This window comes from Pseudomonas sp. PAMC 29040, from assembly GCF_003994535.1.
Taxonomy (GTDB): domain Bacteria; phylum Pseudomonadota; class Gammaproteobacteria; order Pseudomonadales; family Pseudomonadaceae; genus Aquipseudomonas; species Aquipseudomonas paraversuta.
This window is the reverse complement of sequence record NZ_RZAA01000010.1, coordinates 220672-235973: the sequence shown is the minus strand read 5'-3', so window position 1 is coordinate 235973 and position 15302 is coordinate 220672. Positions and strand designations below refer to the sequence as shown.

Annotated in this window: 14 protein-coding genes and 1 pseudogene; 11 read left to right on the top strand and 4 right to left on the bottom strand. The window is 60.6% G+C overall.

Features of this window, described 5'->3' with window-relative positions:
• Positions 1–329: pseudogene (locus WG29040_RS18855) on the top strand (putrescine ABC transporter permease PotI); the annotation flags it as partial.
• Between the two features lie 90 nt (positions 330–419).
• Here WG29040_RS18855 and WG29040_RS18850 read toward each other — a convergent pair.
• The gene (locus tag WG29040_RS18850) at positions 420–800 is read right to left on the bottom strand and encodes a hypothetical protein (RefSeq protein WP_003437533.1); all 381 of its coding nucleotides are present in this window, start codon (positions 798–800) and stop codon (positions 420–422) included.
• Positions 801–951: 151 nt separating this feature from the next.
• On the opposite strand from WG29040_RS18850, the gene phoB reads away from it, so the two are divergent.
• The 7 genes from phoB to epsC all read left to right on the top strand — a co-directional run bounded on the left by phoB (position 952) and on the right by epsC (position 10441).
• Positions 952–1644, top strand: coding sequence for a phosphate regulon transcriptional regulator PhoB (gene phoB, locus WG29040_RS18845; RefSeq protein ID WP_003437538.1), 693 nt, complete (start codon positions 952–954; stop codon positions 1642–1644).
• 99 nt (positions 1645–1743) lie between these two features.
• Positions 1744–3072 carry a phosphate regulon sensor histidine kinase PhoR gene (phoR, locus tag WG29040_RS18840; RefSeq protein WP_177412991.1) on the top strand — a complete coding sequence of 443 codons (1329 nt, stop codon included), beginning with the start codon at positions 1744–1746 and terminating at the stop codon, positions 3070–3072.
• Positions 3073–3194: 122 nt separating this feature from the next.
• A complete protein-coding gene (locus WG29040_RS18835) occupies positions 3195–4535 on the top strand; it encodes a hemolysin family protein (protein WP_003437542.1) in 1341 nt (446 codons plus the stop codon).
• Between the two features lie 196 nt (positions 4536–4731).
• Positions 4732–6039 (top strand): CitMHS family transporter, encoded by a 1308-nt coding sequence (locus WG29040_RS18830; RefSeq protein WP_003437544.1) that lies wholly within the window; start codon positions 4732–4734, stop codon positions 6037–6039.
• A 248-nt stretch (positions 6040–6287) separates the two neighbouring features.
• Positions 6288–7946 (top strand): Na/Pi cotransporter family protein, encoded by a 1659-nt coding sequence (locus WG29040_RS18825; RefSeq protein ID WP_003437547.1) that lies wholly within the window; start codon positions 6288–6290, stop codon positions 7944–7946.
• 90 nt (positions 7947–8036) lie between these two features.
• Positions 8037–9419, top strand: coding sequence for a pitrilysin family protein (locus WG29040_RS18820; RefSeq protein WP_003437558.1), 1383 nt, complete (start codon positions 8037–8039; stop codon positions 9417–9419).
• Between the two features lie 95 nt (positions 9420–9514).
• Entirely contained in the window at positions 9515–10441 is a 927-nt protein-coding gene (epsC, locus tag WG29040_RS18815) for a serine O-acetyltransferase EpsC (RefSeq protein WP_003437573.1), read from the top strand.
• Between the two features lie 746 nt (positions 10442–11187).
• Here epsC and trpA read toward each other — a convergent pair.
• On the bottom strand, positions 11188–11997 hold the full coding sequence (gene trpA, locus WG29040_RS18810; protein ID WP_003437578.1) for a tryptophan synthase subunit alpha: 810 nt from the start codon (positions 11995–11997) through the stop codon (positions 11188–11190).
• The gene (trpB, locus tag WG29040_RS18805; RefSeq protein ID WP_003437581.1) at positions 11997–13217 is read right to left on the bottom strand and encodes a tryptophan synthase subunit beta; all 1221 of its coding nucleotides are present in this window, start codon (positions 13215–13217) and stop codon (positions 11997–11999) included. The genes trpA and trpB overlap by 1 nt, the downstream gene beginning before the upstream one ends.
• A gap of 113 nt (positions 13218–13330) precedes the next feature.
• Here trpB and WG29040_RS18800 point away from each other — a divergent pair, with 113 nt between their 5' ends.
• On the top strand, positions 13331–14230 hold the full coding sequence (locus tag WG29040_RS18800) for a LysR family transcriptional regulator (protein WP_010656782.1): 900 nt from the start codon (positions 13331–13333) through the stop codon (positions 14228–14230).
• Here the strand turns inward: WG29040_RS18800 and WG29040_RS18795 are convergent.
• On the bottom strand, positions 14227–14553 hold the full coding sequence (locus tag WG29040_RS18795; protein WP_003437585.1) for a YqjD family protein: 327 nt from the start codon (positions 14551–14553) through the stop codon (positions 14227–14229). The genes WG29040_RS18800 and WG29040_RS18795 overlap by 4 nt on opposite strands.
• Before the next feature lie 154 nt (positions 14554–14707).
• Between WG29040_RS18795 and WG29040_RS18790 the strand changes: the two genes are divergently transcribed.
• Together WG29040_RS18790 and WG29040_RS18785 are read left to right on the top strand one after the other, a co-directional pair.
• On the top strand, positions 14708–14923 hold the full coding sequence (locus WG29040_RS18790) for a dodecin (RefSeq protein ID WP_003437588.1): 216 nt from the start codon (positions 14708–14710) through the stop codon (positions 14921–14923).
• A gap of 118 nt (positions 14924–15041) precedes the next feature.
• Positions 15042–15266 carry a DUF1161 domain-containing protein gene (locus WG29040_RS18785; RefSeq protein WP_003437590.1) on the top strand — a complete coding sequence of 75 codons (225 nt, stop codon included), beginning with the start codon at positions 15042–15044 and terminating at the stop codon, positions 15264–15266.
• Positions 15267–15302: the final 36 nt, after the last annotated feature.

The window sequence follows — 15302 nt, the reverse complement described above, 5'->3', positions numbered from 1 at the left end:
TTGCGCCGTCACTGGCGGCGGGCGCCATGATGTCGTTCGCCCTGTCCTTGGATGACCTGGTACTGGCCAGTTTCGTGTCCGGGCCGGGTTCCACCACCTTGCCGATGGAAGTGTTCTCGGCGGTACGTCTGGGGGTCAAACCCGAGATCAACGCCGTGGCCAGCCTGATTCTGCTGGCGGTGTCGCTGGTGACCTTCCTGGTGTGGTTCTTCAGCCGCCGCGCCGAAGAACACCGCAAAAAGGCGATCCAGCAAGCTATCGACGAAGCCTCGGCCGAGTCCTGGAAACAACCTGATGTACGCCGTCCGAAATCGCCCACAGCGGCATAAGACAGCGCCATAAAAAACCTCGCCTCATGCAAAGGAGGCGAGGTTTTTTTATGGCTGGAAACAACCTGCAGGAGCAGAGGGGTTTGCGGGTCAGGGCTTGGCCACTTTCCACGCACCGTCCATTTTGCCGTCGCCAGTCTTGTCACCGGCTTGCTTGTCCATGACAAAGGTGTACAGCGGCTTGCCGTCATAGGCCCATTGCTGGGTGCCGTCATCACGCTTGACCATGGTCCACTTGCCCATGTTGTTATGGTTGCCCTCGACCATCAGTGGCGGCCAGTTGGTGGCGCATTTGTCGTTGCACATCGATTTGCCGTCCGCATCCTTGGCGAAGGTGTAGAGCGTCATGCCTTTGTGGTCGACCAGCATGCCGTCTTTGGCCATTGCCGGATCAGCCGCGAACGCCAGGCCCGGCAGGGCCAATGCAGCAGCGACCACTAAAGCTTTCAGGGAAAAAGAGCTGCGAATCATCGGAATCGTCCTTTTGTGGTTGTACGATTTGAACTCAAAGCGTAGTTCAGTAACCTGCATCCCGTGGGCAACACCCAGGACTGTCACACGACTGCAATAATTCCGTTATCTAATGCGCCACAAGACAGTTAAATGACACGAGGATTAAGGCATGGCTGGCAGGAGCATTTTGATTGTTGATGACGAGGCACCGATCCGCGAAATGATTGCAGTAGCCTTGGAAATGGCAGGCTACGACTGCCTTGAAGCCGATAATGCCCAGGATGCCCATGCCATCATCGTTGACCGCAAACCGGACCTGATCCTGCTGGACTGGATGCTGCCCGGCGGCACTTCCGGCATTGAACTGGCCCGCCGCCTCAAGCGCGAAGAGCTGACCAGCGACATCCCGATCATCATGCTCACCGCCAAAGGTGAAGAGGACAACAAGATCCAGGGCCTGGAAGTCGGGGCTGACGACTACATCACCAAACCGTTCTCGCCCCGTGAACTGGTGGCCCGCCTCAAAGCCGTGCTGCGCCGTGCCGGACCTGCCGACAGTGAGTCACCCATTGAGATTGGCGGTTTGCTGCTCGACCCCATCAGCCACCGCGTCACCATCGACGGCACCCCTGCCGAGATGGGCCCTACCGAATATCGCCTGCTGCAGTTCTTCATGACCCATCAGGAACGTGCCTACACCCGCGGCCAACTGCTCGATCAGGTGTGGGGCGGCAACGTGTACGTGGAAGAGCGCACCGTGGACGTTCACATCCGCCGGCTGCGCAAAGCCCTCGGCGAGGCTTACGAAAATCTGGTACAAACCGTGCGCGGCACCGGCTACCGGTTTTCGACCAAAGCTTAAAAGCAGCAGCACGTCATCAACTGCAACCTGAAGGTCCGGAGCTGTCTGGCTCCTGGCTTGACGCTTGTAACTTGAGGCTTGCAGCTCACAACTGGACTTGTGATCTTGAATCAAAATTGGCATGGCACTCTGATTCGTCATTTGCTGCTTCTGGTCGCCGGCTGCTTGCTGGTCGGGCTGATCAGTGGTTATTACGGCTGGAGCATGGCAATCGGCCTGGCGTTCTATCTGGGCTGGACCCTCAAGCAGTTGCTGCGCCTGCATAAATGGCTGCGCCAGCACAAACCCGATGAAGCGCCCCCCGACGGCTATGGCCTGTGGGGCGATGTGTTTGACAGCATTTACCACCTGCAACGCCGTGATCAAAGGGCACGCGGGCGCCTGCAAGCGGTCATCGATCGCGTGCAGGAGTCTACGGCAGCCCTCAAGGACGCTGTGATCATGCTCGACAGCGACGGCAACCTCGAGTGGTGGAACCGCGCCGCAGAGACCTTGCTGGGCCTTAAAACGCCTCAAGACAGCGGCCAGCCGGTCAGCAACCTGGTGCGCCACCCGCGTTTCAAGGAGTACTTCGAGCAGGGCAGCTATGCCGAGCCGCTGGATATCCCCTCGCCGATCAATGATCACCTGCGCATCCAGCTCTACATCACCCGCTACGGCAACAACGAACACCTGATGCTGGTGCGCGACGTCACCCGCCTGCACCAGCTCGAACAAATGCGCAAAGACTTCATCGCCAACGTCTCCCACGAACTGCGCACCCCGTTGACGGTGATCTGCGGTTACCTGGAAACCCTGCTCGATAATGTCGATGACGTGAACCCGCGCTGGAAACGTCCGCTTTCGCAAATGCAGCAACAGGGCGAGCGCATGCAGACCCTGCTCAATGACCTGCTGCTGCTGGCCAAGCTGGAAGCCACGGATTACCCCTCGGACAACCAGCCGGTGGCCATCGATACCCTGTTGCGCTCGATCAAGGGGGATGCCCAGGCATTGTCCGGGCAACGCAACCAGACCATCAGTCTGGAGATCGAGGCCGATGTGGCGCTCAAAGGCAGCGAAGCCGAATTGCGCAGTGCTTTTTCCAATCTGATATTCAACGCGGTCAAATACACCCCCGATGGCGGCAGTGTGAAAATCCGCTGGTGGGCCAACGCCGCGGGGGCGCACCTTAGCGTGCAGGACTCGGGCGTGGGCATCGACAATAAACACCTGCCGCGCCTGACCGAACGTTTCTACCGTGTGGACTCCAGCCGCAACGCCAGCACCGGCGGTACCGGGCTCGGCCTGGCCATCGTCAAGCATGTACTGCTGCGCCATCGAGCAAGCCTGGAAATCAACAGCGTGCTGGGACATGGCAGCACTTTTACCTGCCATTTCGCCCCGGCGCAGGTGACAAAACCCGGCCTCCCGCCACTGACCGACTAGCCGCCATGGCCTTTACCCACTAGGCAAGGGCCGCCTCAGCCGCTACATTGCTCGGCGTCAGTCTGCGTAGCAGACTCGAACCTCCCCATTTTTTGAAACAACGGAACCATTAAAACTCCATCATGGACCCTTCCCCTGGCTTGACCCTCGCCACACTCTTCGCCGACTTCGGCATGATTCTTTTTGCACTGGTCCTGGTTTTGCTCAACGGTTTCTTCGTTGCGGCGGAATTTGCCATGGTCAAACTGCGCTCGACCCGGGTCGAGGCCATCGCGGACGTGAACGGCTGGCGCGGACAGATCCTGCGTACCGTACACAACCAGCTCGATGCTTACCTTTCTGCCTGCCAGCTGGGTATCACCCTGGCGTCGCTGGGCCTGGGCTGGGTCGGCGAACCGGCGTTCGCCCATATTCTGGAGCCTGTACTGGGCGCCATGGGCGTCGAGTCACCCGAAGTGATCAAGGGCGTGTCGTTCTTTGCCGCCTTCTTCATCATTTCTTACCTGCACATCGTGGTCGGCGAACTGGCGCCCAAATCCTGGGCCATCCGTAAACCCGAGACCCTGTCGCTGTGGACAGCCGTGCCGCTGTACCTGTTCTACTGGGCCATGTACCCGGCGATTTACCTGCTCAACGCCAGCGCCAACGCCATTTTGCGGATTGCCGGCCAGGGTGAACCCGGCGCCCATCACGATCACGCTTACAGCCGTGAAGAACTGAAGCTGATCCTGCACTCCAGCCGCGGTCAGGACCCGAGCGACCAGGGCATGCGTGTCTTGGCCTCGGCAGTGGAAATGGGCGAACTGGAAGTGGTCGACTGGGCCAATTCCCGCGAAGACCTGGTGACCCTGGACTCCAAGGCGCCGCTGAAAGAAATCCTGGCGCTGTTCCGTCGCCACAAGTTCAGCCGCTATCCGGTCTACGACGCCGAGAGCAACACCTTCCTGGGCCTGCTGCACATCAAGGACCTGCTGCTGGAACTGGCCGACCTTGAGCACTTGCCCGAGACCTTCAACCTGGAAGAGCTGACCCGGCCGCTGGAGCGTGTATCGCGCCACATGCCGCTGTCGCAGCTGCTGGAGCGGTTCCGCAAGGGCGGCGCGCACTTTGCCCTGGTGGAAGAAGCAGACGGCAAGGTGGTTGGCTACCTGACCATGGAAGACGTGCTGGAAGTACTGGTGGGCGATATCCAGGACGAACACCGCAAGGCCGAGCGCGGCATTCTGTCGTACCAGCCCGGCAAACTGCTGGTGCGCGGCGACACGCCACTGTTCAAAATCGAGCGCCTGCTGGGTGTCGACCTTGACCACATCGAAGCCGAGACCATTGCCGGCCTGATCTACGACACCCTCAAGCGGGTGCCGGAAGAAGAAGAGAAGCTGGAAGTTGAAGGCCTTCGCATCATCATCAAAAAGATGAAAGGCCCAAAAATCGTCCTGGCCAAAGTCCTCAAGCTGGATTAATACCTGCCCCCCTATACCTGCAGGAGCAAGCTCGCTCCTGCAGGATCAGGTCCCCGCGTCAGAATATTCACCGGCGACAGCTGGCTGAAAGAATTCCCCTCTAGCATCCCGTCACCTCCGGCAACAGACCGGCCGGCCTGACAGCACCCCCATCGCTGCCAGCGCCCAATAAACAACAATAACAACGGTGACTTTTATGCTGACCTTCCTTGGCTTTGCCATGGTCATTACGTTCATGTACCTGATCATGACCAAGCGCCTGTCGGCGCTGATTGCCCTGATCCTGGTACCCATCCTGTTCGCAGTATTTGGTGGCTTCGCACCCAAGATCGGCCCGATGATGCTCGAAGGCATCACCAAACTCGCCCCCACCGGGGTGATGCTGATGTTTGCCATCCTCTACTTTGCCCTGATGATTGACTCCGGGCTGTTTGACCCCGCCGTACGCAAGATCCTCAAGCTGGTTAAAGGCGACCCGCTGAAGATCGCCGTGGGCACCGCGGTACTGGCGCTGGTGGTCTCACTCGACGGCGACGGCGCGACCACCTACATGATTTGCGTGGCCGCCATGCTGCCGCTCTACAGCCGGATTGGCATGAGCCCGCGAATCATGGCCGGCTTGATCATTCTGGCCGGGGGCGTGATGAACATGACGCCCTGGGGCGGCCCGACCGCCCGCGCCGCCAGCGCCTTGCATGTCGACCCTTCGGACATCTTCGTGCCGATGATTCCAGCGATGCTGGCAGGCTGCGTGGCCATCCTGGCAATTGCCTGGTTCTACGGCCTGCGTGAGCGCGCACGCCTGGGCGAGTTGCACCTGCAGGGCGACGAAATTGATCACAGCGAAATCAGCGTCTCGCAGTTCCCGGACGCCCGCCGGCCAAAACTGATCTGGTTCAACGGTGCCTTGACCCTGCTGCTGATGGTCACCCTGATCGCCGGCCTGCTGCCTTTGCCCGTGCTGTTCATGGTCGCGTTCAGTATCGCGATGATCGTCAATTACCCTTGCCTGCAACAGCAAAAGGATCGCGTCGCAGCCCATGCCGGCAGCGTACTGGCAGTGGTCGGGCTGATTTTTGCCGCGGGCATTTTCACCGGCATCCTGTCGGGCACCGGCATGGTCGACGCCATGTCCAAAAGCCTGCTGGCCGTGATCCCGCCGGCACTCGGGCCTTATCTGGCGGTGATTACCGCACTGGTGAGCATGCCGTTCACCTTCTTCATGTCCAACGATGCGTTCTACTACGGCGTGTTGCCGGTACTGGCCGAAGCCGCCAGCCACTACGGGATTACGGCCGCCGAAATGGCCCGCGCCTCGATCGTGGGCCAGCCGGTTCACTTGCTCAGCCCGTTGGTGCCCTCCACCTACTTGCTGGTAGCCCTGGCCGGCATCGAATTCGGTGACCACCAGCGCTTCACCCTCAAATGGGCGGTACTGGTGTGCCTGTGCATCATGGTGGCGGCCCTGTTGCTGGGAACATTCCCGTTGTACAGCAGCCTCTGACCCGGCACGGGCCGGGTTGCCAGCGATAGATTCAGCTCGGTTTATCTGCAAGACCGAGGTGCTGCCATCGCTGGCAAGCCGGCGCCCACAGGTGCCTGGACCGGGCGAATGTTTCAGAAATGTTTCAAGACCTCGCGAGCTATGCGATGCTGGCGCTCAGCTCAATTGCCGACTACAGCTTAAGAAACGTCTGTAGGAATGATCCGCAGCTATTTGATCCTCAGGTACATCCTTTACAGGGAGCCAGCATGCTGACCCTGCTCAACCTGCTTTCCGCCGTGACCTTGCTGATTTGGGGCACGCATATCGTGCGTACCGGCATCTTGCGGGTCTACGGCACAAACCTGCGTCATGTCATCGGGCAGAACGTGTCCAAGCGCATGCTGGCTTTTGTCGCCGGTATTGTGGTCACGGCCATGGTGCAGAGCAGTAACGCCACCGCGATGCTGGTCACCTCATTTGTCGGCCAGGGGCTGATGACCCTCACTCCCGCGCTGGCAACCATGCTCGGCGCCGACGTCGGTACGGCCTTGATGGCACGGGTGCTGACCTTCGACCTGTCATGGCTGTCACCGCTGCTGATTTTCCTCGGGGTGATCTTCTTCCTGTCGCGCAAGCAAACCCGTGCCGGGCAGCTGGGCCGGGTCGGGATCGGCCTGGGCCTGATCATTCTGGCCCTGCAACTGATAGTCGAAGCCGCCGGCCCCATCACCCATGCCCAAGGGGTAAAGGTGATTTTTGCCTCGCTGACCGGCGACCTGCTGCTCGATGCCCTGGTCGGTGCCCTGTTCGCGATGGTGTCCTACTCCAGCCTGGCCGCCGTGCTGCTGACCGCAACCCTGGCCGGTGCCGGGGTAATCAGTCTGCACGTGGCGATCGGCCTGGTGATCGGTGCCAATATCGGCAGCGGCGTGCTGGCGCTCATCAGCACCAACATGCAAAACACCGCCGGGCGTCAGGTGGCGTTGGGCAGCCTGCTGTACAAGCTGATCGGCTTGCTGCTGATCATGCCCGTGCTCGATCCGCTCGTGGCCTGGATGGACAGCCTCAACTACAGCGCACAGGAACTGGTCATCGGCTTTCACTTGCTCTACAACACCGTGCGCTGCTTCTTGATGTTGCCTACCGTAGGGCTGATGGCGCGAATCTGCGCCTGGCTGCTGCCTGAACGCGAGCAAGCCAACGGCGCCATCAAGCCGCGCCATCTCGACCCTGCTGCGCTCGACACACCGAGCCTGGCACTGACCAACGCGGTGCGCGAAACCCTGCGTATCGGCGACCTGATCGACACCATGCTGGTCAACACCCTTGACGTACTGCGGGGCAAGCAAACGGCCGTGACCCAGCAGATGCGCACCCTGAGCGATGAAGTCGAGGTGCTGTACAGCGCGGTCAAACTCTACCTGGCACAAATGCCCCGGGAAGACTTGAGCGAACAGGACAGCCGCCGCTGGGCGGAAATTATCGAGCTGGCGATCAACCTCAAACTCGCCAGCGACCTGATCGAACGCATGCTGCGTAAAGTCCAGCAGCAGAAAACCTCGCAACGCCGCTCGTTCTCGGAAATGGGCCTGGAAGAACTGGTGGGCCTGCAAACCCAGTTGATCGAAAACCTGCGTCTGGGGCTGACCGTATTCCTCAATGGCGACCCGCAAAGTGCTCGCCAGCTACTGCGTGAAAAACGCCGCTTCCGCGCCCAGGAACGGCGCCTGGCCCACGCCCACGTCAACCGCCTGCAACGCAAGATCACCCAGAGCATCGAGACCAGTTCAGTGCACCTGGAGCTGATCGCAGACATGAAACGCCTTAATTCGCTGTTTTGCGGCAGCGCCTATGCGGTGCTGGAAACAGCCGATATCGGGGCGCTGGAACTGGATGACGCGGATGACACCCCGCATTTGCCTTGAACGTTGCGCGCCGGGTTGTTGTCAGTCTGTAAGCAGCGACTAACCTGCACCGACTGCTGCACTACCCCAACAAGGATTCAGGGATTTTTTATGCGTTGCCTGCTGCTCATCTGCCTGCTGCTGGGTACTGTCCCAAGCTTTGCCCTCGATCGTTACAGCGTGGAGGGCTACCAGTTGCCCAACGGCCTGCAACTGATCCTCAAACCCGGTACCGAACGCGGACATGTGGCCATCCGGTTAGTGGTGGGCGTGGGCCTGGACGACTTCAGCTGCGCCGATCAACAACTGCCGCACCTGCTGGAGCACCTGTTGTTCAGCGGCGTCGACGACACCGGTGAAGGCGGCCTGGAGCAGCGCATGCAAGCGCTGGGCGGTGAATGGAACGCCTTCACCAGCCATGCCGACACCACCTTCGTGATCGAAGCCCCGGCCAAAAACCAGCGCAAGATTCTCGACCTGTTGCTGAGCCTGCTCACCCGCACACAATTCACCGAGCAGCGGATCAACGACGCCAAACAAGTGGTCGAGCGCGAAGACGGTGGCCATTACTCGCACTTGCAGCGCTGGCTCGACCGCCAGGACCTAGGCCACAGCGCCAGTAATCAACTGGCGGTTGAGCTGGGGCTCAAATGCGCCGAGCGCGCGCAAGTAAATAATCTGACACGTGAGCAACTGGAAGCCGTACGCCAGAACTGGTATGCCCCCAACAACATGACGCTGATCATCGTGGGGGATCTTGACCGCCTGCTCCCGGCGTACCTGGAGCGCACCTATGGCGCCCTGGAGCCGGTAGAGCCCACCGAACACAAACCTTTGGCGGCAATCGCAGCCAAGGCCGAGCCCGAACGCGACCTGCTGCGCGGCGTGGTCGGCGACACCGTGCAACTGCACTGGCTGTTGCCGGAGCCGGTCATCGAAGGCCAGAGCGATGAAACCTGGGACCTGCTCAGGGATTATCTGGAGTGGGCGCTGTACAGCGAGCTACGGCTCAAGCACGGCTTGTCTTACGGCCCCTGGGCCGAGCGCGAGGTGTTCGGTGGCGTAGGCTTTTTAAGCCTCAATGCCGATCTTGACCGCGACGATGTAGCGCAAGCACGCCAGGTTGTAGAGCAACTGAAGACCCGACTGCTCAAAGAAGGGCTGGACCCTGAGGTTTTTGCTCGCCTCAAAAATGCCGCCATTGCCCGTCAGGCATGGGCCGTCCAAGGCAACAGCGCGCTGGCCGATTATTACTGGGCTTCGCTGGGTGACTACGATGATGGTCACTTTTATGACCCGGCCAGACAGCTGCAAGCCATCAGCCTCAAGCAGGCCAATGCGGCTCTGCACGAGCTGTTTGCCGAACCCGGCTATATGCGGATCGAAAAACCGCTGTTCAGCTACAACAGTCTGAGCCTGGTGATCCTTGGCGGGCTGGCGTTGCTGATCATCATCGGGGTGGGCTGGCGCGCCTGGCGTCATCGTCGGCGTTAAGCCGCAATTGTCCGTATCTGAAACGCTTTGATACCGTAAAATAATTGCCAATTCGCGGCTGCTCAATTCAGCCGCCAGCGTGCGGAGTATTCATCGTGAGTGATCGTTCCAATCCTTGGCAATTGCAAACCATCGTCTGCCAGCTACGAACGGCACGAAACCAGTGGCGCACGCAAAACGGGCGCGTCAGTGGTGAACAGGGAGGCCGCGAGCTGCCGTCGCGCGCGGCGATGGCCGATATTCTTGAAGCCCTGTGCGGGGCATTGTTTCCGATGCGCCTGGGCCCGGTGGACCTGCGCGAGGAAAGTGAAGACTTCTACGTCGGCCACACCCTGGATGTGGCGCTCAACGCATTGTTGACTCAGGCCCGACTGGAGCTGCGTTACGCGGCGCGCCAGGGCGGCCTGCCCGATGAGGGTGTGGATGCGAGTGCAACGCTGCTGATTCAGGATTTTGCCCTGGCGCTGCCCGGCCTGCGCAGCATTCTGGACACCGACGTTCTGGCCGCTTACCACGGCGACCCGGCGGCACGCAGCGTGGATGAAGTGCTGCTGTGCTATCCGGGGATTCTGGCAGTGATCCATCACCGCCTGGCCCACCACCTGTATCGCGCAGGCTTGCCCTTGCTGGCACGGATCAGCGCAGAAATTGCCCACTCTTCCACCGGCATCGATATTCACCCGGGGGCGCAGATTGGCCGCAGCTTCTTTATCGACCACGGAACAGGCGTTGTGATCGGAGAAACCGCGATCATCGGCGAACGTGTGAGGATTTATCAGGCGGTGACCCTGGGTGCCAAGCGTTTCCCGGCAGACGAATCAGGCCAGCTGCAAAAAGGTCATCCACGTCATCCAATCGTTGAAGATGACGTAGTGATCTATGCGGGGGCGACGATCTTAGGGCGCATCACCATTGGCCAGGGCTCGACCATTGGCGGCAATGTGTGGCTGACCCGCAGCGTACCGGCGGGCAGCAACCTGACCCAGGCCAACCTGCTGCACGATGACGGCACACAGAAGTAAAACTCTGCATCGCTGGCAACACCCCGCACCCTGTAGGAGCGAGCTTGCCTCGCGATGGCAACCGCCGGGGCGCATCGCTGGCAAGCCAGCTCCCACAAGGCCTGCAAGCAACACCCCGCATTCTGTAGGAGCGAGCTTGCCTCGCGATGGCAACCGCCGGGGCGCATCGCTGGCAAGCCAGCTCCCACAGGGGCTGCTAGCAACACCCCGAATTCTGTAGGAGCGAGCTTGCCTCGCGATGGCAACCGCCGGGGCGAATCGCTGGCAAGCCAGCTCCCACAGGGCCTGCTAGCAACACCCCGAATTCTGTAGGAGCGAGCTTGCCTCGCGATGGCAAACGCCGGGGTGCATCGCTGGCAAGCCAGCTCCCACAGGGGCTGCTAGCAACACCCCGCATTCTGTAGGAGCGAGCTTGCCTCGCGATGGCAACCGCCGGGGCGCATCGCTGGCAAGCCAGCTCCCACAGGGGCCTGCTAGCAACACCCCGCATTCTGTAGGAGCGAGCTTGCCTCGCGATGGCAACCGCTGGACGCATCGCTGGCAAGCCAGCTCCCACAGGGGCTGCTAGCAACACCCCGAATTCTGTAGGAGCGAGCTTGCCTCGCGATGGCAACCGCCGGGGCGAATCGCTGGCAAGCCAGCTCCCACAGGGGTCTGCTAGCAACACCCCGCATTCTGTAGGAGCGAGCTTGCCTCGCGATGGCAACCGCCGGGGCGCATCGCTGGCAAGCCAGCTCCCACAGGGGTTACTGACGTGCCTTGCGCACACCTTCAGCCAGTGCCGCGCACAGGCTCAATACGCCATCGACCGCCTGTTGCGGGGTCGCTGCATTCTCGATTTTGTCGATCAGGGCCGAGCCCACCACCACGCCATCGGCCAGGCGGGCAATCGCTGCCGCTTGCTCCGGGGTGCGGATGCCGAAGCCCACACTGATCGGCAAATCGGTATGCCGGCGCAGACGCTCAATCGCCTCACGCACCTGATCGGTCGTCGCCGAACCGGCACCGGTCACACCCGCCACGGACACGTAGTACACAAAGCCCGAGCTGCCGGTCAGGACTTTGGGCAGACGCACGTCGTCGGTGGTCGGGGTGGTCAGGCGGATAAAGTCCAGACCTGCAGCCTGCGCCGGGTCGCACAGCTCGGCGTTGTGCTCGGGCGGCATGTCGACCACGATCAGGCCGTCGACGCCCGCTGCCTTGGCTTCAGCAATAAACCGCGGCACGCCATAGTGGTGAATCGGGTTGAAGTAACCCATCAGCACCAGCGGTGTGTCGTGGTTGCCTTCACGGAATTCGCGAACCATTTGCAGGGTTTTCGCCAGGTTCTGCCTGGCTCCCAGGGCACGGATATTGGCCAGCTGAATCGCCGGGCCATCCGCCATGGGGTCGGTGAACGGCATGCCCAGCTCGATCACATCGGCGCCAGCAGCAGGCAGGCCTTTGAGGATCGCCAGCGAGGTGTCGTAATCCGGATCGCCGGCAGTGACGAAGGTCACCAGCGCAGCGCGGTTTTGTTCCTTGAGTTCGGCAAAACGCGTTTGCAGGCGGCTCATCAGTGTTTCTCCTGCTGGGACTGTTCCATGTGGTGCATCACGGTTTGCATGTCTTTGTCGCCTCGGCCGGACAGGTTGACCACCATCAGGTGCTCGGCTGGCAGGGTCGGCGCACGCTTGAACACTTCAGCCAGGGCATGGGCACTTTCCAGCGCCGGGATGATGCCTTCAAGACGGCAGCATTTATGGAACGCATCGAGGGCTTCTTCGTCAGTCACCGAGGTGTACTCAACGCGACCGATATCATGCAACCAGGCGTGCTCGGGACCGATACCCGGGTAGTCCAGGCCGGCGGAAATCGAATGTGCGTCGATGATCTGGCCATCGTCGTCCTGCAACAGGAAGGTACGGTTGCCGTGCAGCACGCCCGGTTCGCCGCCGTTGAGGCTGGCTGCGTGCTTGCCGGTTTCGATACCGTAGCCCGCCGCTTCAACGCCGATGATCTCGACGCTGGTGTCATCCAGGAACGGGTGGAACAGGCCCATCGCGTTGGACCCACCGCCAATGCAGGCCACCAGGCTGTCGGGCAGACGGCCTTCCTGAGCCTGCATCTGGTCGCGGGTTTCCTTGCCGATCACGGCCTGGAAGTCGCGGACCATGGCCGGATACGGGTGCGGCCCCGCCACTGTACCGATCAGATAGAAGGTGTCATCGACGTTGGTCACCCAGTCGCGCAACGCTTCGTTCATCGCATCCTTGAGGGTGCCGGTGCCCGCCACGACCGGGATCACTTCAGCGCCCAGCAGCTTCATGCGGAACACGTTGGCCTGCTGGCGTTCGATGTCAGTGGTGCCCATGTAGATCACGCACTGCAGACCAAAGCGCGCGGCCACGGTGGCAGTAGCCACGCCGTGCATGCCGGCGCCGGTCTCGGCGATGATGCGTTTTTTGCCCATGCGCCGCGCCAGCAGGATCTGACCGATGCAGTTGTTGATCTTGTGCGCGCCGGTATGGTTCAGCTCTTCGCGCTTGAGGTAAATTTTGGCGCCGCCACAGAACTCGGTCAGACGCTCGGCGTAATACAGCGGGCTTGGGCGCCCGACATAGTCGCGCTGGAAATAGGCCAGCTCTTTAATGAACTCGGGGTCGGTCTTGGCCAGCTCATACTCGCGATCCAGATCAAGGATCAGCGGCATCAGGGTTTCGGCCACGTAGCGGCCGCCGAATGAGCCAAACAGGCCATTGGCATCAGGGCCGGTACGCAAAGTGGATTGGGTCATGGGACGCTCCAGATAAAAAGGTACGAAGGTCGATGGACCTGACTTTAACCGCGACAGCCGAGGATGAAAACCGATAAGATCGCTGCAACCTGTCAGGAAAACTCACAGATACCATGAGCCGCGACCTTCCCCCGCTGAACGCCCTGCGCGCGTTCGAAGCCACTGCCAGGCTGAGCAGCGTGAGCCTTGCGGCAGAACAGCTGAACGTCACCCACGGTGCCGTCAGTCGGCAACTGAAAGTGCTCGAAGAGCACCTGGGCGTCAGCCTGTTCGTCAAGGAAGGACGCGGTCTTAAGCTCACGGATGCCGGGTTGCGCCTGCGTGAGGCCAGCAGCGAAGCCTTCGACCGCCTGCGTAATGTGTGCACTGAACTCACGCAAAGCCATGTCGATGCGCCCTTTGTACTTGGCTGCTCGGGCAGTTTGCTGGCCCGCTGGTTCATCCCTCGACTGGGCCGGCTCAATGCCGACCTGCCGGACTTGCGCCTGCACTTGTCGGCCGGCGAAGGCGACCTTGATCCGCGCCGCCCGGGGCTCGATGCCCTGCTGCTGTTTGCCGAGCCACCCTGGCCCGCCGACATGCAGGTCTATGAACTGGCCAGCGAGCGGATCGGGCCAGTGATCAGCCCGCGTTACGCCCGCTATGAGCAACTGCGCCAGGCACCCGTGAGCGCCCTGCTGGACGAAGCGTTGTTGCACACCACTTCGAGGCCCCAGGCATGGCCAAGCTGGGCGCAGCAAAACGCGATCCAGGCAAAAGATTTGAAATATGGACAAGGGTTTGAGCACTTGTACTACTTGCTCGAAGCCGCCGTAGCAGGCCTGGGTGTGGCAATTGCCCCCGAGCCGTTGGTGGCTGAAGACTTGCGGGCCGGACGCCTGGCTGCACCTTGGGGCTTCAAGCAAACCCCGGCGCAGCTGGCGTTATGGCTGCCCAAGCGCGCCGCAGACGGACGCGCCCGGCAACTGGCGCAATGGCTCAAGACTGAGCTTGGGCGCAGCGCGGATAATTAGTTACCGCGCTTGCACATCAGGAAGGCGGCCAACAGGCCCAGGGCGCCGATGGCAACGCCAGCGGTGGCATACGGATGCTCTTGGGCATACTCGCGGGTGGCGACAGCGGTTTCCCGCGTTTTGTCCTTGACCTCTTCGTAAGCATCGCTGATCAGGTGACGTGAATGTTTCAGCGCATTCTCTGCGTTGCCTTTGAGGGCACTCAAGGTTTTTTTGGACTCGTCAGAAGCGTCGTGCTTCAGGCTTTCCAGAGACTTGAGCAGGCTCTCGATCTCAGCTTCCATGCTTTGCAATGAGGCTTTACGTAAGGAATTGCTAGCCATTAGGGCTCTCCTGCATTGATGAGTGAGGTACGTGTTAACTCCGACTCCGGGGTGCCACAAAAGTGCAGTCGGTCTGAACTTTTCGTTTCCTGTCGCCTACAAAGTATTGAGCACAATCGCTGCTAGGCTTTGATCTACGACAAAGGAGAACGTTATGTCTGACCATCACACCTACAAGAAAATCGAACTGGTAGGCTCGTCCCCGAGCAGCATAGAAGACGCCATCGGTAATGCACTGGCAGAGGCCAACAAAAGCATCAAACACATAGAATGGTTCGAGGTGATCGATACCCGGGGCCACGTCAAGGACGGCAAGGTGGGCCACTATCAGGTCACCCTCAAGGTCGGCTTCCGGATTGCCAGCAGTTGAGCCGCATCATCCTTTAGGGCTGATCGACTGGCCGTTTGCCATAAACTCCGCTACACCGTCTGGGTGCAACGCAGTACATGCGTTGCACCCTTTTAGTTTCGACCGGGGAATGTGACCGATGAAAAAGTTTTTATTGGCTATAGGTTTGCTGAGTCTTGCTGGAACAGCGTTCGCAGCTGGCAAACCTTGCGAAACAGTGAAAAGCGAAATCGCAGCGAAGATTGAGGCCAATGGCGCTCGTCATTATTCGCTGACGGTAGTGGACAAAGGCACGGCGACGGACGGAAAAGTAGTAGGTTCCTGCGAAGCGGGCACCAAGGACATCGTCTACAAGCGCGGTTAAACCTGCGCAGGCAAAAAAGCCGACCCCGGGGTCGGC